The organism is Algoriphagus taiwanensis (genome assembly GCF_036245645.1).
Lineage (GTDB): Bacteria > Bacteroidota > Bacteroidia > Cytophagales > Cyclobacteriaceae > Algoriphagus > Algoriphagus taiwanensis.
Genome location: NZ_BTPE01000009.1, coordinates 32,007 through 50,927 on the forward strand (window position 1 = coordinate 32,007; position 18,921 = coordinate 50,927).

Annotated in this window: 19 protein-coding genes; 9 read left to right on the forward strand and 10 right to left on the reverse strand. The window is 43.3% G+C overall.

All coding sequences use genetic code 11. The features are described from left to right. The first annotated feature begins 36 nt into the window (after positions 1 to 36). Both AAA938_RS12995 and AAA938_RS13000 read left to right on the forward strand, forming a co-directional pair. Positions 37 to 837, forward strand: coding sequence for a universal stress protein (locus AAA938_RS12995; RefSeq protein ID WP_338229170.1), 801 nt, complete (start codon positions 37 to 39; stop codon positions 835 to 837). 132 nt (positions 838 to 969) lie between these two features. Then, positions 970 to 1,419, forward strand: a complete 450-nt coding sequence (locus AAA938_RS13000; protein WP_338229171.1) for a D-Ala-D-Ala carboxypeptidase family metallohydrolase — start codon at positions 970 to 972, stop codon at positions 1,417 to 1,419. Positions 1,420 to 1,453: 34 nt separating this feature from the next. On the opposite strand, the gene AAA938_RS13005 is transcribed toward AAA938_RS13000, so the two are convergent. From AAA938_RS13005 to AAA938_RS13025, 5 genes are all read right to left on the reverse strand, one after another. Next, a complete protein-coding gene (locus AAA938_RS13005) occupies positions 1,454 to 2,011 on the reverse strand; it encodes a CIA30 family protein (RefSeq protein ID WP_338229172.1) in 558 nt (185 codons plus the stop codon). A gap of 104 nt (positions 2,012 to 2,115) precedes the next feature. Then, positions 2,116 to 2,610, reverse strand: coding sequence for a thermonuclease family protein (locus AAA938_RS13010; RefSeq protein ID WP_338229173.1), 495 nt, complete (start codon positions 2,608 to 2,610; stop codon positions 2,116 to 2,118). Between the two features lie 93 nt (positions 2,611 to 2,703). Next, positions 2,704 to 3,099, reverse strand: a complete 396-nt coding sequence (locus tag AAA938_RS13015; RefSeq protein WP_338229174.1) for a hypothetical protein — start codon at positions 3,097 to 3,099, stop codon at positions 2,704 to 2,706. Positions 3,100 to 3,103: 4 nt separating this feature from the next. After that, positions 3,104 to 3,970 carry a hypothetical protein gene (locus AAA938_RS13020; protein WP_338229175.1) on the reverse strand — a complete coding sequence of 289 codons (867 nt, stop codon included), beginning with the start codon at positions 3,968 to 3,970 and terminating at the stop codon, positions 3,104 to 3,106. A gap of 131 nt (positions 3,971 to 4,101) precedes the next feature. After that, a complete protein-coding gene (locus AAA938_RS13025) occupies positions 4,102 to 4,830 on the reverse strand; it encodes a carboxypeptidase-like regulatory domain-containing protein (protein WP_338229176.1) in 729 nt (242 codons plus the stop codon). 389 nt (positions 4,831 to 5,219) lie between these two features. Here AAA938_RS13025 and AAA938_RS13030 point away from each other — a divergent pair, with 389 nt between their 5' ends. The 3 genes from AAA938_RS13030 (at position 5,220) to AAA938_RS13040 (ending at position 9,977) form a co-directional block, all read left to right on the forward strand. Next, positions 5,220 to 8,453: an endonuclease/exonuclease/phosphatase family protein gene (locus AAA938_RS13030; RefSeq protein ID WP_338229177.1), complete on the forward strand. Its 3,234-nt coding sequence runs from the start codon at positions 5,220 to 5,222 to the stop codon at positions 8,451 to 8,453. A gap of 157 nt (positions 8,454 to 8,610) precedes the next feature. Continuing rightward, on the forward strand, positions 8,611 to 9,201 hold the full coding sequence (locus AAA938_RS13035; RefSeq protein WP_338229178.1) for a Crp/Fnr family transcriptional regulator: 591 nt from the start codon (positions 8,611 to 8,613) through the stop codon (positions 9,199 to 9,201). Between the two features lie 74 nt (positions 9,202 to 9,275). After that, on the forward strand, positions 9,276 to 9,977 hold the full coding sequence (locus AAA938_RS13040; protein ID WP_338229179.1) for a hypothetical protein: 702 nt from the start codon (positions 9,276 to 9,278) through the stop codon (positions 9,975 to 9,977). A gap of 59 nt (positions 9,978 to 10,036) precedes the next feature. Here AAA938_RS13040 and AAA938_RS13045 read toward each other — a convergent pair whose 3' ends face one another. Then, positions 10,037 to 11,056, reverse strand: coding sequence for a hypothetical protein (locus tag AAA938_RS13045; protein WP_338229180.1), 1,020 nt, complete (start codon positions 11,054 to 11,056; stop codon positions 10,037 to 10,039). A 167-nt stretch (positions 11,057 to 11,223) separates the two neighbouring features. Here AAA938_RS13045 and AAA938_RS13050 point away from each other — a divergent pair, with 167 nt between their 5' ends. Together AAA938_RS13050 and AAA938_RS13055 are read left to right on the forward strand one after the other, a co-directional pair. Next, the gene (locus AAA938_RS13050) at positions 11,224 to 12,468 is read left to right on the forward strand and encodes a cation:proton antiporter (protein ID WP_338229181.1); all 1,245 of its coding nucleotides are present in this window, start codon (positions 11,224 to 11,226) and stop codon (positions 12,466 to 12,468) included. Positions 12,469 to 12,642: 174 nt separating this feature from the next. After that, positions 12,643 to 13,356 carry a head GIN domain-containing protein gene (locus tag AAA938_RS13055; protein ID WP_338229182.1) on the forward strand — a complete coding sequence of 238 codons (714 nt, stop codon included), beginning with the start codon at positions 12,643 to 12,645 and terminating at the stop codon, positions 13,354 to 13,356. On the opposite strand, the gene AAA938_RS13060 is transcribed toward AAA938_RS13055, so the two are convergent. From AAA938_RS13060 to accC, 4 genes are read right to left on the reverse strand one after another with little or no spacing between them, the layout of a single operon-like run. Next, entirely contained in the window at positions 13,353 to 13,724 is a 372-nt protein-coding gene (locus tag AAA938_RS13060; RefSeq protein WP_338229183.1) for a hypothetical protein, read from the reverse strand. The genes AAA938_RS13055 and AAA938_RS13060 overlap by 4 nt on opposite strands. Positions 13,725 to 13,781: 57 nt before the next feature. Further along, positions 13,782 to 14,372, reverse strand: coding sequence for a Maf family nucleotide pyrophosphatase (locus AAA938_RS13065; protein ID WP_338229184.1), 591 nt, complete (start codon positions 14,370 to 14,372; stop codon positions 13,782 to 13,784). Then, the gene (locus tag AAA938_RS13070; protein ID WP_338229185.1) at positions 14,347 to 15,651 is read right to left on the reverse strand and encodes a DUF1015 domain-containing protein; all 1,305 of its coding nucleotides are present in this window, start codon (positions 15,649 to 15,651) and stop codon (positions 14,347 to 14,349) included. Before AAA938_RS13070 ends, AAA938_RS13065 begins: the two co-directional genes overlap by 26 nt. Continuing rightward, the gene (gene accC / locus AAA938_RS13075; protein ID WP_338229186.1) at positions 15,651 to 17,147 is read right to left on the reverse strand and encodes an acetyl-CoA carboxylase biotin carboxylase subunit; all 1,497 of its coding nucleotides are present in this window, start codon (positions 17,145 to 17,147) and stop codon (positions 15,651 to 15,653) included. The genes AAA938_RS13070 and accC overlap by 1 nt, the downstream gene beginning before the upstream one ends. Before the next feature lie 183 nt (positions 17,148 to 17,330). On the opposite strand from accC, the gene AAA938_RS13080 reads away from it, so the two are divergent. Then, complete coding sequence (locus AAA938_RS13080; protein WP_338229187.1) at positions 17,331 to 18,581, forward strand: aminotransferase class I/II-fold pyridoxal phosphate-dependent enzyme; 1,251 nt, start codon at positions 17,331 to 17,333, stop codon at positions 18,579 to 18,581. Between the two features lie 102 nt (positions 18,582 to 18,683). Then, on the forward strand, positions 18,684 to 18,860 hold the full coding sequence (locus AAA938_RS13085; protein WP_338218482.1) for a histone H1: 177 nt from the start codon (positions 18,684 to 18,686) through the stop codon (positions 18,858 to 18,860). Positions 18,861 to 18,921: the final 61 nt, after the last annotated feature.

Here is an 18,921-nt window from a genome sequence, read left to right on the forward strand (position 1 = left end):
ATTTAACTTATCTGATCAATAAACCCACCCACTACTATGCTTGAAAAAATAATCGTGCCTGTGGATTTCTCTCAGGAAGCAGAAAATGCACTTTGGTTTGCTGCAGAAATAGGCAAGCGAAAATCTGTCCCGCTTTCCATCATTCATTGCCTATCCGAGTCTGAATCCAGATCGGAAGAAGAGAAAAAAATAAAGGACCTGAAGGAAAAACTCACCCTGACCTTTGGTTCGGAATTGGCCTGCGATTGGGAATTAACCGATATGGATTTGGTCCATGCCATTAAAAACAGAACGCTCAATCCGATGAATCATCTCCTTGTAATGGGTACCAAAGGGGCAAGCGGATTGAAAAGAATCCTGATTGGCAGTAATACGGTTCGGGTTATTTCTGAAATAAAAACCCCTGTGTTGGTCATTCCGGGAGTGGCCCGGTTTTCGGATTTTGTGAAAAAAGGCAAAAACAGGGTGGTTTTAGCCAGTGATTTGGAAGAAATCAAAGATGAGTCCGGAATGAATTTCTTTGAAGAATTCCTGAAACTGATGAACGAACCCAAACTCAGAATTCTGAATGTCCGGCCAAAAAACACTACTCTGGACTATGAAAAGCGTCTCCTAAGAAAGAGTTTGATTTCTGCTTTTGGAGAGGTGGCAGATACTGAGAAGGCCACGGTTTTCAGCAATAATATCCTGCACGGGATTCAGTTTTATCTGGAAAAAAATGAAGATACGGGCTTAATTGTTATGATTTCCAAGGATACGGGAGGGCTTTTTCAGCGGCATTTCACCCACGAAATGGCTGCCATGACTCATTATCCGCTACTGATTTTGAATGAGTAGGTTTAAAAAATCAAGGGGGCGAAAAATATAAATTTGTAGGCTGAACAAGAAAATGCTCTTTTTTCTAACTTGTATAAGTAATTAGCTTTCAGCGTATCCTGTTCTTTTTTTTCAATTTTTACTTCGAATCATATGCAACTCACCAAAAACTTTCCGCTTCGAGAATTGCTCCGATCTCAGACCGCCACACGCTTGGGTTATGACGAGCAATTTTCCCCTGACCCCATCATCATCGACAATCTCCGGCTCCTTTGTGAGCATGTGCTTCAACCGCTTAGGGATCGATTGGGCCGGGCTGTATTTGTCAATTCCGGCTATCGCAGTCCCCGAGTCAATGCGGCAGTGGGCGGCTCTCGAACCAGTCAGCATCTCACAGGACAGGCTGCAGACATCGAAACCGGACATCTGAGCATCGAACAGCTGTATCAGCGGATAAAAAATTCCGATCTGCCTTATGATCAGCTCATTCAGGAATTTGATCAATGGGTTCATGTATCCTTTAATCCCCAAGGCGGGAGAAGACAGTGCCTGCGAGCCACTTTTGATGAAAACAGGAAAGTAAAATACACAGTTGACACCTGAAAAGTTGAAAAAGGTCTAGATCAAAGACACGAGCTTAGTAAAACTTCAAGTAGTCGATCTGAAGTACAAAGCTTCCCTCCTGCTTATCGGCCAAAATGAAGCCGATCCGCTGAATCCCTTTCAATTCATCAGGTCTGACGCCTTCCGCTATCGTATTGCCCATTCGGCTGATTTCCAATTCTTTTAAGGGTATTTTCAAAGTTTGCCATTCTTCACTTTTACCCCCAAACTTCTTTCTGAATTTGGGAAGGTAAAAAGGCGTCTCTTTCTCAATCAAGAGTTCAAACTTCCGATCGGTGTCAGACTTAAATCGGATTTCGAAAAAGCTAAATTCGGAAAGATCATAGACTCCCAAAGCGCTTCGAAGAGAGACAAAACCTCCGTTATTCTTCAAAGAAACCGATCCGGAATAGACTACTGCATCTGCAGTGAGTCGGGCTTGGGATTCAGAAAGCCCTCCCATTACCCCATCATTGATAATGGTCCAACGTCCAAAATCCTTGCCCTCTCCAAAATCAAAAACCAAAGATTTCTCCATCAAAGTGAAATTTAGCTGAATCCAAATAATCCCAAACCAAGTGATGATGCCCATAATTGGAAAAGGAGTTTTCGGGGAAATTTGTTTTCAATCGCTCCACAAACCTCAAAGGCTGGCTGAAGTCTCGATGCCAAGGATTTTGCCTTTTTACCCAAAATTTATCTCCAAAGGCCTTTTTTGGCAGCTCTGGCTTCTTTTTCCAATTTTTGAAATAGCCCCTGATACTTCACATTGGGCGGGTAAGTGGCCACTTGTGCATAGCCTTCTTTGACGAGCAGAGCATTGACCATGGTGCCTGAGGAAAGATAGGCATAGGCAAGGGTCCGTTTGTATCGGTCTGTTTTCTGGACATCAAACTCCAGCGTCACCTGTTTATTGAGCAAAAGCCGCTTGGCATATTCACTGGCTTCTTTACCAAAATATTGAGCTTCTCTGTTGCCTGTTTTCCTGGATTCGGGGGCATTGATACCGATCAATCGTATTTTCTCCTCCTTTCCAGAAGGATATCTAACCCAAAAGGTATCCCCGTCAGAGACTTTGAACACCGTAACTGATGTGGTTCTCGTTTGGGAGAAAGCGGGTTTTTTGGGGCCAAAAGAAAATAGAATGGCTAGAAGTAAAAGAAAAAAAGGAAGCTGGCTTTTTGTAATCATAGCCTAACCTACTGAAAAAAGAAGGCCTAGGTTGTTCCTTGTTTGAAAATATCAGCTTTGGAGAGAAGTTTAGACGGAAATTGTCCCAAACATTTAATCGGACTTCCACAATTCCAGAAGTCCTCGGAGATTGCTGCCTATTTTTTCGGGATTTTTTTCCAAAATGGCAGCTCCCAAAACCAGAATTCCTGCTGCCACATCCATTGCTTTCTGGATATTTTTCAAATCCTTGATCGTATCCTGAATTTCCTTGGTCAGACCCTGGATTTGCTGAATGGAGGTTTGAGCCTCATCCATGACTAACTGGGCAGCAAAGGCCAACATATCTTCGCCGGATTTAAGAATGGCATATTGAGAATCACTGAGTTCTTTGTTTTCCTCCAAGCTGAGATCATCCCAATGGGTGTAACGATACTCTCCAATGGCCATTCCTAAAAAATAAAATTGGTCCGAAAGCGTCCGAACTTGTTCGGGAGTGAGTTTTGCCATGGTTTCAGCGGTTTAGTTGATTAAACTCCTGGTATAATTTCTGGATTTCTTCCGAATAGCCCAACAGACTCTGTGTCAATTCTTTGAGGGAGAGCTGATTCCTTTCATCATAAAGCTTTTGATGACCTTTTGCTATTTCATTGAGACTTCTCGCATAGACATCCAAGAGTTTTTCCTTTTTCTCAATCTCCTTCAGGCTGAGGTAATAGGTTCGGACCGCACTCTGATTTTCAAAATCAGAATCCAAAGTCCTCCCCATCATCATGTCCTTATATTGGCTGTACAAACGGGCTTTTTTAAAACGCAATTCTCCTTTTAGATCCTTTGAAATCAGCATTTGAAACTTCCCAAGCAAAGTCTGCAGAGGAGCATCGGCCTCCTCCAGATACTGGGCGATTTTCTTTTTTCTAAATCCTGTCAAAGCAACATCAGAAAGAAGATTTGAAAGAGCTGCATAGGCCCCTGCTTCGGATTCATTGATACTCACCGGTCCATATTGCTCGGCAGAAAGAGCCTCAAATACCCGGTCTGTTTGATAGGATGTTAAGTCCTTTCCGGCCAGTTCACCCAAACCCTTCAGATAGTCATAAATGGTGGTATAAAAGATACCTGTGACACTGTCAGCTTTTGAATACAAATCACAGGAACAGGACAATTCCAATTGGATGTCCAAGGTCCGAATGGCTTCATCCCTGCATCGGTCTTCACAATGATCCAGAAAGGAATAGCCTAATTCATTGTAGTGAGCCACATTGGCCGTTGCAGTCCCTGCAAATTCACGGACTCCTTTGAGACTGACACAACTTGCCAGCAATAATGGGAATACAAAACCGGGGAGTATTTTTCTAAAAGTGTAAATAAAGTGGCTCATGGTGAAAAAGATGGGAAGAAATAAGAATTGAAGAAGGAATGGAATTTACTCAATCCTTCCAAAAAAAAGAAAAAGTCCTAAAGCCCATTCCTACTTGATAGAAAAGCAAGTGAAAAGAGCCCAGTTCTTTCTCAAAAAGTGACCGAAGCTACTCCTGTACTGTTGGGATTGATGTTTGGAAAGATGGTTTTCTGAGTTTGAGGATCCACATAGGTGTTGCTAAGAAATGAATCTCCATAAGCCCGAATGTAAATCGTCCCGGTAGGTGCTATTCCGATTTGATTGAGCTCTACCGGAGTAAAAACCCTGTAATAGGGAGTATCCTGGACCACATAAACCAGAGAAAACCCCTTGTAATTGGTAAATGAAACATCCGGACTATCACTGAAAAAATACCGGATATACCTACGATTGGAATTATTGGCTACCGGTGAGGTAGTTACAAAGGTCTCGATGGCAGTTCCCGAGACTTGGGCGGTTATTTCTGTTACAGAAGTAGTGGATAATTGACCAAGAGAAGGAATATCGGTGATCGGAGTCAATGGAGATTCATGTTTGACTTCTGTTTTCTTAAATGTGCCATAACCCTCTTTTTCAAAAGTCAGGGTGTAGGTGCCAAATGGAACATCAACAATAGAAAATTTACCTTCATTATCGGTAAGTGCACTTCGGGTAGGAGTTAAATTCTCTACAATGATTCTCATTCCCGAAGGATTGAGATTGGTTGAACTTTCATCAAAAAGGAATACAGATCCAGTGATAGTTCCTGAAGTAGGTTCGGGTAAGGGATCATCTGAAGACGTCCCGCAGGCCGCTAAAGCAAATACCCAAATCAACAGAGAATAGAGAGGAGCTTTCATAAAAGAAGAAGACAAGTCATTCACAATCATACTAATTCATGCTAGTAAAATAAAAAAAATCATTTTGTTTTTGAATGTACCCTATGGGTTGGTCACTATTCCAGCAATTCCCAAATACATGTAAATCGGTCTGATTTAAAACTCAATCACATCCGCTTTACTGCCAAAAAAAGCCTAAGGAGACTAAGATAGCCTGATTTTGCCTACTTCAATTTTCCTGAAGGTGTACTTTACCTAGGAAAAAAGATCCAGCCAATTAAGGTAAAAAGAATTCGGAGTAGTCGGCATTGGGGCTATTTATGTTTAATTTTTAACCTAACGGTAACCCAGTAACCTTTCATATCAATTAGATCTGTTGCAATTTGCCCCCAAGACTTAAAATAAATTTTATGGGAAAAAACTTCTACTCTCTCTTTTTGATTCTTCTCGGTTTCATTCCTATTTCAGGCTGGTCCCAAGAAGTATTTATCAATGAAATCCACTATGATAATGCCAGCACAGACGTCGGTGAAGCGATAGAAATCGCTGGGCCAGCGGGAACGGATTTGACAGGTTGGTCTATTGTCCTGTACAATGGGTCAAATGGTACCCTGTACGATACTGATAACTTGTCCGGTACTATTCCCGATTTGGGAAATGGCTTCGGTGTGGTGACTTTAAATTATCCATCCAATGGTCTTCAAAACGGAGCTCCTGACGGTATTGCCCTGGTAGATAATGGAACTGTTGTCCAGTTTCTAAGCTACGAAGGCACTTTTACTGCTGTAGGAGGACCTGCTGATGGCTTGATTAGCACTGATATTGGAGTTGAGGAACCGGGAACTACTCCGGTTGGTTTTTCGCTTCAGCTGAGTGGAAATGGCAAAGTGTATTCCGATTTTTCCTGGCAAGAAGCTGCTGACAACACTTTTGGAGCCTTCAATACCGGACAGGTTTTCCTTTCTGAGCCCGTTCTTTTTGTAAATGAATTCCATTATGACAATGCCGGTGCTGATGTCAATGAAGGAATTGAGGTAGCCGGAACCGCCGGTCTTGACCTTGCGGGATATAGTATTGAACTATACAATGGAAACGGTGGTGCATCTTACGGCACGATCGCACTTTCAGGGATTTTGCCCAATCAGGACAATGGATTTGGAACCTTGTTTTTCTTTATTTCCGGACTTCAAAACGGTTCGCCTGATGGATTTGCCTTAGTAGATTCTGACGGAAATGTCATCCAATTCTTAAGTTATGAAGGAAGCTTTGTTGCCGTGGGAGGTCCTGCGGATGGATTGAGCAGCGAGGATGTAGGAGCGACTCAAGGCTCGGGTACTCCAGTAGGCACTTCTTTGCAGCTTCAGGGTACAGGAACCAGCTATGCCGATTTTACCTGGTCAGAGATTATTTCCAGTACCTACAACCAAATCAATACCGGACAAAGCTTTGGGGGCGTAATTGTGGATCCAGAACCAGTTCTGATTTCTATCGCAGAAGCCCGACAGAAGGCCCAAGGTACCGAAGTTCTTGTAAGGGGTATCCTTACAGCGTCTGAACAATTTGGCGGACCTGCATTCATTCAAGACGAAACTGGAGGAGTTCCTGTTTTCGACGCTCAAATTCATGGTGCCGGACTATATCAGATTGGAGATGAACTTGAGATTTTAGCTAGCGTAGGGGCATTTAACCAGCAAATCCAGTTGGGCAATGTAACTGAAATCGAACTGATCAGCTCCGGCAATCCAATCACGCCTAGAGTAGTTTCTATTTCCGAAATCAATTCTAGTCTCGAAGGACAATTCATCCAGATTCCTGCAGCGGCCTTTGCAATTCCGAAAGGACTTCTGTTCCCAGAAAGCAACTATGTAATCACTGATGGCACAGGGACATTGGACTTGAGAATCGACGGACAAGTCAGCAGTCTGGTCGGAAGAGTAATTCCATCGGATGCTCAGACCATTACGGGTGTTTTGGGAAGTTTCCGTGGCACTTTGCAGCTTTTCCCAAGATTCATTGAAGATCTTCCAGGAACTACTCCATACGAAGCGGCAGGTTCTGATATTCCAACCGGAGAGACCTTGGATGTGATGACCTGGAACATGGAGTTCTTCGGAGCTACGATCAATAACTTTGGTCCAAATGATGTCACGCTTCAAGCCGCCAATGCCCTTCAAGTATTCCAAGCTACACTTCCTGATGTGATAGCAGTACAGGAGGTTAGCGATGAGGACTTGTTGGCAAGCCTAGTGGCTCAGCTTCCAGGCTATGCAGTCATTTGCTCTGACCGATTCTCCAGATCTTTTGAAGCTCCAGATCCTACTTTCCCTCCACAGAAACTCTGCTTGATTTACAATACTGAGGTGGTTGAGATTTTGGAAAGTAAAGTTCTCTTCGAACAGATTTATGATGAAGCCAGATTGGGATTAAATAATCTGCTTGATGGCTATCCTACGGGCACTCCGTCTTCTTTCTGGTCCAGTGGCCGTCTTCCTTGGTTGATTACAGCCATTGCGGATATCAATGGAGTAAAAGAAAAAATCAACTTCATCAATATCCACGCGAAGTCAGGCTCATCCAATGAGGATTTGGAGAGAAGAAGATTTGATAATAAGGCGCTAAAAGACACCTTGGATGCTTTCTATGGAGATGAAAACATCATTCTTCTTGGGGATTACAATGATGACTTGGATGAATCCATCGGTTCTGGGCCAAGTACTTATGAGGTAATTACCAATGATCCGGATTTTGATGGAATCACCGTCTCTTTGAGCGAGGCAGGGCTCAGATCCTTTATCTTCAATGACAATGTGATCGACCATATTACCCTTTCCAATGAGTTGTATGACAACTATCTGGAAGGTTCGGAGACTCTATTTATTCCATTCAATCTGATTCCTAACTATGCCAATACCACTTCCGACCACCTTCCGGTGTCTGCAAGGCTTTTGGCAGGTGAACCTCTATTGTCTGATGCCGGAGAAGGTGGCGTGGTCTATTTGGGCTATGCTCCACAAGAAAGCATCACGCTGAGTGCTACTGATGCTACAGGAGGAAATGGAGCCTATACCTACTCCTGGAGTGACGGACAAATGGGTCAGGTAATCACCGTTTCTCCAACTACGACAACCACCTACACCCTAACTGTAACCGATGAAGCAGGAAATGTCTTCACCGATGAGGTCACGGTATGTGTAGTCGATGTCAGAAGTGGAAGAAAAGGAGACCGAGTCCTTGTTTGCCTACCTTTGGGTAATTCCGGAAGATCCAGAACCCTAAGTGTAGCGCCTCAGGCAGTACCGGCCCTATTGAAAAATGGAGCAACTTTAGGTGCTTGCGGAACTATTCCTTGTCAGGATTCCGGAGTTTCGGCTCTCGAGGCTGATTTCAAATCTGCCAAAATCCAAAGATTCTTCCCTAACCCAATGGATGCAGAGATCAATCTGGAACTGGACGAGCCAGTCAGTGTCACAGTAGCCTATGTCCTTTTCAATGACCGAGGCGAAACTATGACCAGTGGAACTGCAGATTTTATCGATGGAAAACTGAACTTGACTTTCCCTGGAAATCAAATGAAAAGAGGTACTTACTACCTGCATCTGAATCAGGGTCAAGAGACCAAAATGATCAGACTGCTTAAGCGATAAGTATTTTGAATATCAGGTTAAAGCCCGGTCAATTGATCGGGCTTTTTTTTGGATCAAAGGCCTATTTACAGCAGCCTCATGAACTATGTTGATTTGAGATTTGATGTCTTGGATTTTTTTATAAAATCTATCCACCTCATTTTCCGTATCTTCAGCTATGCCAAAAACTAATCCTGGAGCTTTCGATCAGCTTTTTGCCTATTTCTCCAAAACAGCACCGATTTCGAGGCCTGAATTTGAGCAACTCATCCCCTATTTTGAACCCGTATTTTTCCCAAAATACAGCTACCTTCTGCGTCAGGGAGAGATTTGCAACTCCATCTATTTTGTAAGCCAAGGCTCGTTTCGCATTTATCACATCCATGAAAATGGGCAGGAACTCACTCGGTATTTTGCTTTTGCAAATAAGTTTGGGACCAATCTGACCAGTATGATTGAGGGAAGTCCTTCAGTAGAAAACCTACAGGCTATCGAACCCCTTGATGTTCTGGAGGTAAAAAAGCAAGTCTTTTTCGAACTTGTGGAGCGCATTCCTCAAGTGAATAAAATCTACCTCAATATTTTACAAAACGCCTACATCACCTCACAAAAAAGAATCTATGACCTCCAGGGAATGCCTGCCTTGGACCGACTCAGGTGGTTATTGGAGCAGTACCCATTAATTCTCAGTCGGATTCCCAGTCGAATGATTGCCTCTTATCTGGGCATCACCCCATATACCTTAAGCCGTTTGAAAAGTGAGATTTAGGCTCAAAGTCTTGCTCTAGGGCAAGAATTGGGTTTCCCTTCTCCTCTAATTTTGGAATGATCAAACTCATTCCAATGAATTATAAATCAATCACTTATTCCAAGATTCTTATTCTACTTCTAGGGCTAATCAACGGGATGATTTCCTCGGCCAAGGCCCAAGAAGCAGCCTCACCTGCCAAACCCGGACCTCCCTCACCTCCGATTCCTCTCGAATTGATGTTTGGGCATGAACAGCTCAATTTCCAATTGATCGTTAAAAAGAAATTCAGTCCCACGAGCAAGTTTGACCTATTGGTCATTTCTGTTTTCTCAGAAAATTGGAATCAGGAAAATAACCTTGGAAATTCGGTCGTCATCCCCTTTCAGTTCAATTACAACATCGGCAAAAAAGGATTTGCCATAGCCGCAGGAGGCGAAGGCAACTCGGTGGTGGGATTCAGTCCATTGGTAGGTTTAGAACATAGCTATGCCAGTAAAAAATGGCTGGCAATCACCGTGCTCAACTATTTGATCAATGAAGAGCAGGACCTGAAGCTTTTTGGACTGTATGAATTCAAGCCACCCATCAATGAAACCTGGTCACTCTACAGCCGGGTTCAGTTTGTTTACAATTTGGGCTTGGCCGAAAATCAGCACAACCGGAGTTTTCTTTACCTCCGGCTTGGATTGAAAAAGGGTCCTTTGGGCTTTGGGCTGGGTGCCAATTGGGATCAATATGGATCGGAGAAGGTGGCCAAAGACAATTTTGGTGTCTTCACCCGCTGGGAGTTTTAAATCAAAAAAGCTGTCTCTGGTTTTGCCAGAGACAGCTTAATTTCTTGTATCGACTTTCCTTATTTCTTACCTACGGATGTATAGGTCTTGGCAAAGTCCTGAGCATATTGTCTAAACATATCCCGAGCCGCGGCTTTGTAGGTTTCTTTGTCCATTTCTACAATAAAAGGATCAAATTCAATTGTAGCCCCTCCTATCCCGAACATTTTATTAAAAAGGCTTTTTCCTTTTTCAGAGTCTTTGTAGATGTTTGCCTTGTACTCCTTGTTGGCCACATATTCCATCGCCAGTTCAGCCGAAGCATTATTTGCACCATTTTTTCCTACAAAATCGAAGGTATTGCGGCTGATATTCATTTTTGGCAAAACCTTGGTTTCGGCGGTTGTAACGGACTTTTTTGTACCCGCGTCTAATTGGACATCCAATTCTACGGTAGCAAAATTGATGTCGATATTCTGGAGAAGTAAAATCGCCCCAGTTTCTTTTTGGATGTTTCGGATCATTCCTATGAAGGGCACTCCCCCTCTGGCTAATGATTTTTCGTCGAAGATGAAGACTCCATTTTCAGGAAACATGCGAATTTTGCTCTTCGTATCCTCATCGTCATTTTTCTTGCCCTTGTTGGCAGTTTTATCCGAGTACTTTTCTGACATTTTTTGAAATCCTTCGGTCTTGGCAAACTCCTGAAGAGGAAGTACCTGAATACCTGCTTTGGATATTTCTTCCTCCAAAATCAACTGAAATTCATTAGCCAGCTCCTGATAATCCGAAAGCTGCATATCCGTATCCAAAATTGTGGTCGTCTGTGCGGAAGATTTTGCCTCCCCACCATAGCTTCCGCCTTTACTTGCAGCCTCAAAGGTGTTTTGGAGTTTACTTAGCTTGCCTTCGCTGACCACCACCTTGGTTTCCACAAACTTATCAAAGCTTACACTTAATTGAGGAATGGTTACTATTTCGCTCTCTTGGGACAATTTGTTGTAATATCCCTTGGAGCCGAAGCCTTTGAACATATCCTGGGCTACTAAGCCTGAGTATGCCAACAGGACCAGAAAGAGAGTAGATGTAATTTTTTTCATGATCATTTAATTTGGGGTAAAAGGAAAAAGATTTGATACAATATTCCCCTCAAAATTTTAAGAATTGAATACGACATTTGACGTATATTCCTTGGTAGTCTTCCGTACCATCCCTTGGAAATAGGCTTTGTCTGTCTATTTTAAGGACTCATTCAAAAAATTGACCTATGGATATTTTTGCAATTGTCACTGTACTGACCATACTCTCGGCGGTTTTTGCTTACGTCAATACCAAATTCTTGAAGCTTCCCTTCACCATTGGTCTGATGATTATCGCCATGACCTTTACCTTGGCGATCATTATTCTAGGGCATTTTGAAAACCGAATCCTGGTCCAATCCAAAGAACTGATTGCTTCCATCGACTTCAGAACCCTACTGCTTGAAGTGATGCTGAGCTTCTTGCTATTTGCTGGAGCTCTTCATACCAAGCTGGATGATCTGGCCAAGCAGCGTGGCCCCATCATTCTGTTTGCCACCTTTGGGATTGTCGTTTCTACTTTTATCGTTGGTATAGCTTTTTATTACGTTGCTCTTTTTATGGGTCATCCGATCGATCTGATTTACTGCCTATTATTTGGGGCTTTGATTTCTCCCACGGACCCAATCGCTGTTTTGGGAATATTGAAGGAAGCCAATGCTCCTAAAAAACTGGAGACCAAAATAGTCGGAGAATCCCTGTTCAATGACGGAGTTGGTGTAGTGGTCTTCCTCGTTCTACTTTCTATTGCCCAGCGGGGAATTGCCTCCGTAGAAGCTCAGGAAGTGGGATTTTTGTTTTTTGAGGAGGTATTCGGAGGATTAGCCTTAGGTCTTTTGATGGGGTGGTTGGGATTTAAAATCATGAAAAGCATAGACCACTATGAGACAGAAGTTTTGATTACTCTTGCTTTGGTCATGGGGATTCATGCCTTGGCAGTATCCCTACACTTCTCTGGACCATTGGCTGTGGTGGTAGCGGGTATTTTCATTGGAAATAAATCTCCAGAAGTTGCCTGGTCTGATAGCACCAAGCTATATGTGGACAAATTTTGGGAACTGATGGACGTCTTCCTCAATGCCATTCTGTTTGTTTTGATCGGATTTGAGCTTCTGATCATTACCCTAAATGGAGAATACATCCTTTTGGGCCTTTTGGCTATTCCGGTCACCTTGCTTGCCCGATATTTGGCCTTAAAGGGACCTATTGTCTTTTTCAACAAAAGGCTGGAATTCATCCCAAAAACCGACCTGATTATGACTTGGGGAGGAATCCGCGGTGGGATTTCCATTGCCTTAGCTTTAGCTCTTGAGCCAGAAATGGAGCGGGACTTATTTCTGACAGTGACTTATGTAGTAGTGGTTTTCTCCATCATTTTCCAAGGATTGACGATTGGTTCTTTGGTGAAAAGAGTTCTGTCCAAATACCAGTAAGAAAATGGTGGTTTATCCCCCTTTTCAATAAGGCATTTTACCTGTCCGAATTCAGGACAAAAGTGTTCCGGAAAAATACAATTTCACTCCTATCTCAAAATAAGAGCCCTTACCATATTGGACATTTTGGAGAAGGTTCGTAATTAGAAGAAAAATTCCCCAAATCCCTACCCTATGAAGTTCTCACTATCAATCTTTTATGCCCTCCTTTTTCTTTCTATTTTCTCTTGCCGGGAAAGAGATGGAAGTTCTGATAATCGCTACGATGAAGTAAAGGACCTCAGCGGAGTGTCCAAGCTCAAGGTAAAGGGTGTATTTAACCTGATGCTAACCCAATCAGACCAAGAATCCATTCAGATCATTGGAAGTCAGAAACTGGCTGAAAAGCTCAAAATCAATCAAAATGGAGATTTATTGGAGCTAACTCTGGAAGATGTTAAAGGCAGTTTTTTTGAAATGGATGAACTGGAAGTAAGGCTAACCATTTCCGATTTGGAGTCTTTTGAATTTAACGGTGTGGGAAATATTGAGACCAAAAACCCTTTTATCACTGATCAGACAGCTATAAAAGGGGAAGGTGTCGGAAATCTTGAATTGGAAATAGAATCCCAGCAAATCAGTGCAGACCTCAACTTGGTGGGCAGTATGAAGCTGAAAGGTGAATCTGCCTTACTCAATATTACCAATGAAGGGATCGGAAATATTGATGCCTCCCAACATAATGCCGAAAAAGTAAATCTGATCAGTTCAGGAATTGGTCGGGTAGCTGTTCATTGCACCGGGGAATTGTCACTGGATGTCTCCGGAATAGGAGAAGTGAAATACACCGGTAATCCAACAGTGATCAAGGAGAATGTAAGCGGAATAGGAAAAGTAACCCGCAATTAGGAATTAATCTGGCACACCGAGTTAGCCGGAATCCAGATTGGGGTCAGGTTTTCAATATCATCGACCGCTATCCCATCATTTGCCCCCAATACCCCAAGGGAATTGCCTTGGCAGTCCAACACAATAATGGCAAAATTGCAAAAGGGACAGCAGTTTTGGAAAAAGAAAATGGATTGACCCTGATATCTTCCTGACATCACATAGGTGTATTCCGAAAGTTCCGATTGCTCTGCTTCTTCGATGGCTGCTTTTAGCCAAGGTAGTTCCTCTGTAGGATTTTGAGTACCGCAGTAAGTCAAAGGATCTTCCTCATTACAAGAAGCCAAAAGGATCAAAACTAGCAGTAGGCCAAGGAGTCTTTTCATCATTTTCCGTTTTGATTTCAGGACGAAATAACCGGAGAAAAAGCTACAGGAAAGCGATGATTATGACCACTTTTTCAGCTGCTCATAAACCAAATGCAGAGGAAATCCCATCACCGTAAAGTAAGACCCCTGAATGCTTTGAATGCCTACAAAGCCGATCCATTCCTGAATTCCATAAGCCCCTGCTTTGTCAAAAGGCTTATACTCCCGGATATAGTGCCAAATCTCCTCCTCCTCCAAAAATCTGAAGGTAACTTCAGCCTGATCTTCCAAAGTCACACTCCGCTTGTGATCCCGAAGAGTCACTGCGGTCATCACAGTATGAACTGCACCGGAGAGACTTTTTAGCATATCAAAGGCTTCCTCTTCAGTCTGGGGCTTGCCAAGTATATGCCCATTCTCGATCACCACTGTATCAGCCGTGATCAGGATCTCATCCTCATTTAAGGGCTCTGGATAGCTTTCAGCCTTTAATTTGGAAAGATGGGCAGCGACATACTCCGCGGGAATATCAGCCGGCACACGCTCGTCTACATCCAAGGCTTTTACAGTAAAATCCACCTCCAAACCTCTGAGCAATTCCTGTCTGCGAGGAGATGCAGAAGCCAAAATCAGGCTTTTATTCTCAATATTTTTCAAAAAAGGCTTCATAATTCGATTCAAATTCATCCTGACGGATACTGGCGAAGAGCAATCCGCCCAAGGCCTTGGGATAAAAGTAAGTAGATTTTTGTGGCATCACAGCTCCGGACTTGCATACTTCCAAGACCTGCTCAAGGTCGATTTCCCTAGTGATTACCGCAAAGTCAGCTTTTCCTTCCCTTACTTCTCGGATACATCTTGAGAAATTCCGCTCAAATGCCAAGTTTTTAGATTTTCTCTGCTCCTCGGAAGACATTCCCAGGATTTGGTGAAAAAGCACCTCATGCAAAATCACCAAGTCTAAATTTCTCAGAGAATCAGGAAGTTCAGGTTTGATTTGGGACCAAAGCTCAGGTTTAAACTTAATGATCCACGCCTGATCTTTAAGTACAAGTCCAAAAGACCATTTGCGCTGAAAGGTGTACGTGGCAAGCTCCTCCGCATCTCCAAAAGGCCGCATATCAAACCATTGGCTCAGTTTTTCCAACAATTCTTCATCAGACAAGTCCAGTTCATAATAAAGTCTGTGGGTAGGAAGAATTTTCAGATCATTTCCATGGGCATTGGTGAAATACATCAGGTGAAAGTCTGAGCCTTTCCATTTCAATTCAGGAAATGTGTCCTTTTGCTGCTTTCGATATTCGATCGCCCCTTCCAGTCTATGATGACCATCAGCGAGGATCACTTGCTTGCTTTTCATGATTTCCAGAAAGCGGGAAATGACACGGGCATCATGGATGACCGATAACACTTCACGGACTCCCTGATAATCCTCCACTTCATACAATGGAGAAGCGATAGCCGCGTCCATGTATTTTTCAAGCTCCTGACTTTCATCTTCATAGAGTCCGTGCGTCGGACTGGCCTGAATCTGGGTAGCTGCCAATAAATCTATCCGGTCATTGACCGCAGAGACAATGGTACTTTCATGCCGGAGAATCTGATTTTCTGACCAATCATAGGCCTTGATCTGTGCGATAAACCCTTTCCTACATCGCATTTCTCCTTCTCCGGGCAATCTGAAGTACTGGTAATACACATAGATTCCCGGCAGGTCATCCTGCTTGAGAATCCCTTCATTTTTCCACCTTTCCAAAGTTTTTTGAGCCTGAACAGGTGGATTATCCCCTTGGGGTACAGATAGATGAATACTGTTGAAAGGATGGTGGTAAAGCATTTCCCTTTGCTTGGCTGAAACCACATCAAATAAAGGCGCCACCAAATCCTCCAGGGTGTTTGTCCACTCCTCACTATATCTCCAAGCCCTCAGAGGTAAAATCTCAGCCATCAGAGTAATCGGTTTTTCCAATTGGTAGTTGGAACTGGATTTATTGGCTTTTTTGGATTGATTCTTTGATCTTCTTGCTCATAAAAGGCCACAGCCAAAGCAGCCAAAATCTCTTTTTCCACAGATGAAAAGACCGGTTCCAGCTTGTCGGGAGTGAAATACCGCTCGACAAATTTGGTATCAAACTGACCTGAGGTAAATGCTTCATGCTGCAAGGCAAATCGGCAAAAATCCAGTGTTGTTTCAATGCCCGTAATCCTGTATTCGTTGATCGCCCGAATCATCCGGTCAATTGCATCCTGCCGGTTCTCCCCATGAGTGATCAGCTTGGCAATCATGGGATCGTAATAAATAGGAATGTCCATTCCTTCCTCAAACCCATCGTCCACTCGAATTCCCGGACCTTGAGGTCTACGGTAGGTCTTCAATTTTCCGATATCTGGGAGGAAATTGTTTTTGGGATCTTCAGCATAGACTCTCACTTCCACCGCATGCCCATGGATTTTTAGATCCTCCTGCTTGAATTCCAAGGATTTGCCTTCTGCCACGAGGATTTGCTCCCGGACCAGATCTTTTCCAGTAATCATCTCCGTGACGGGATGCTCCACTTGAAGACGGGTATTCATTTCCAAGAAGTAAAAGTTCAACTGGTCATCAACGATAAACTCCACTGTACCCGCACCATAATAATTGCAAGCTTTGGCTACGCCCACGGCTGCCTCTCCCATGGCTTTTCGCATTTCGGGAGATACGACGGCAGAAGGTGCCTCTTCGATTACTTTCTGATGGCGTCTTTGGATCGAGCATTCTCTTTCAAAAAGGTAAACGGTATTTCCCTGTTGATCTCCCAAAACTTGGATTTCAATGTGTCTGGGTGAAGTGATAAATTTTTCAATAAAAACTGCCCCGTCTCCGAATGCAGATTGCGCTTCGGAAACAGCCCTTTGCATTTGTTCCTCAAATTCTCCTTCAGATTCTACAATCCGCATTCCTTTTCCGCCTCCGCCTGCAGAGGCTTTGATCAAGATAGGATAGCCGATTTCTGCAGCCTTATTTTTTGCGGCAGCGATATCTGAAATCGCTTCTTCGGTACCGGGTACCAAGGGAATATCGTATTTGGAGACAGCCTGCTTAGCGGCCAATTTGCTGCCCATGACCTCTATGGATTCGGGTGAGGGACCCACGAAAATAATTCCCGCATCAGTCACTTTACGGGCAAAGTCTGCATTTTCAGAGAGGAAACCGTATCCGGGGTGAATGGCATCTACCCCAAGTTCTTTGCAGGACTGAATGATTTTTTCCCCTAACAAATAGGACTGATTGGACGGAGGCGGGCCTAGGCATACTGCCTCATCGGCAAATTGCACATGGGGGGAAAGTCGGTCAGCTTCTGAGTAAACTGCCACCGTGGCAATTCCCATTTCCTTTGCGGTACGCATAATTCTCAGGGCAATTTCACCCCGGTTGGCAACCAAAAGTTTATTGATTTTGGGCATAATCTCTACAGTTTTTTGGGCTTGGATTTGAGTCCGGAAGCGAAATAAGGAAATAATGTTGACTAATGCCGATTGATCCAGAGAAATGAAACTGAATTTTGCTTCAAAGGCAATTAAGTTTTATTTTTGGCGGATTTTAATGAAACCAATCATTAAAAAATTACACCTAAAACTCTACAAGCTTTGGATCTATTTGCAAAATTAAAAACGAATATGGGCCCTTTGGGCAAACACTCTGGGTTTGCTGATGGGTATTGGTCTTTTCCTAAACTGGAGGGAGAAATCGCTCCCAGGATGAGATTCAAAGGGAAAGAAGTACTCACTTGGTCCCTTAACAATTACCTAGGCCTAGCCAACCACCCGGAGATTCGAAAAGCAGATGCTGATGCTGCCGCAAAATGGGGAGCTGCCTATCCAATGGGAGCCCGTATGATGTCAGGTCAGACCAATCTTCACGAACAATTGGAAGACGAATTGGCTGCTTTCGTAGGCAAAGAAAAATCCTACTTGCTGAACTACGGGTATCAGGGCATCATGTCTGTGATCGATGCCATTTTGGACAGAAAAGACGTAGTAGTCTACGATTCCGAATGTCATGCCTGTATCATCGATGCCTTGAGAATGCACTTAGGCAAGCGCTATGTATTCCCTCACAACGATATTGAAAACTGTGAAAAGCAGTTGGAGCGTGCCACCAAATTGGCTGCTGAAACAGGTGGAGGAATTTTGGTCATCACCGAAGGAGTTTTTGGAATGACCGGAGACCAAGGCAAGCTGAAGGAAATCGTAGAATTGAAGAAAAAATTTGATTTCCGTCTCTTGGTGGACGATGCCCATGGCTTCGGTACTTTGGGTGCTACAGGAGCCGGTGCCGGTGAAGAGCAGGGAGTTCAGGATCAAATCGACCTTTACTTCTCTACTTTTGCCAAGTCAATGGCTTCTATCGGAGCTTTTATCGCCGGAGATGCTGATGTGATTCTATACCTGAGATACAATATGCGTTCTCAGATCTTTGCGAAATCTCTTCCAATGCTGTTGGTAGAAGGAGCACTTAAGCGTCTGGAGCTGATCAGAACACAGCCTCAACTCAAAGAAAATCTCTGGAAAATCGTGAATGCATTGAGAAAAGGCCTTCATGAGAACGGATTCAGCACAGGAAAGTCTAATTCTCCAGTAACTCCTGTGGTGCTAAACGGTACAGTGGGCGAAGCGGCAGCGCTTTCCATGGATTTGAGAGAAAACTACGGCATCTTCTGTTCAGTAGTGATTTATCCAGTAGTACCTAAAGGCATGATTATCTTGAGATTAATTCCTACTGCAGTTCATACCCTTGCTGATGTAGACGAGACAGTCAAAGCTTTTGCTGCTGTAAAAGACAAGTTAGTTTCTGGAGTTTATAAGAATTCCGAGCTGGCACTTTCCTTCGGTGAATAAAAAAAAAATTAAAAAAAACGGCCTCAGGGTTGAATTAGTAAGTATTTGGGCTATATTCGATCACAATTAACTTATCATCAACCTAAAAAATAAACTTTTACTATGAGCAGATTTAGTGAAGTAAAAAATCTTGTAATGAGCTTGGAAGCAGATTTCGAAAAGTTCTACGAAAAAGGTAATCAAGCTGCAGGTACCAGAGTTAGAAAGGGAATGCAGGAATTGAAGACTTTGGCGCAGGATATCAGAACTGAAGTTCAGAATAAGAAAAACGCCGGATGATCTAAGAAAATAAAGGTGGCTTCAAGGCCACCTTTATTTATTTAGAAGGGGTTTAGGCCCC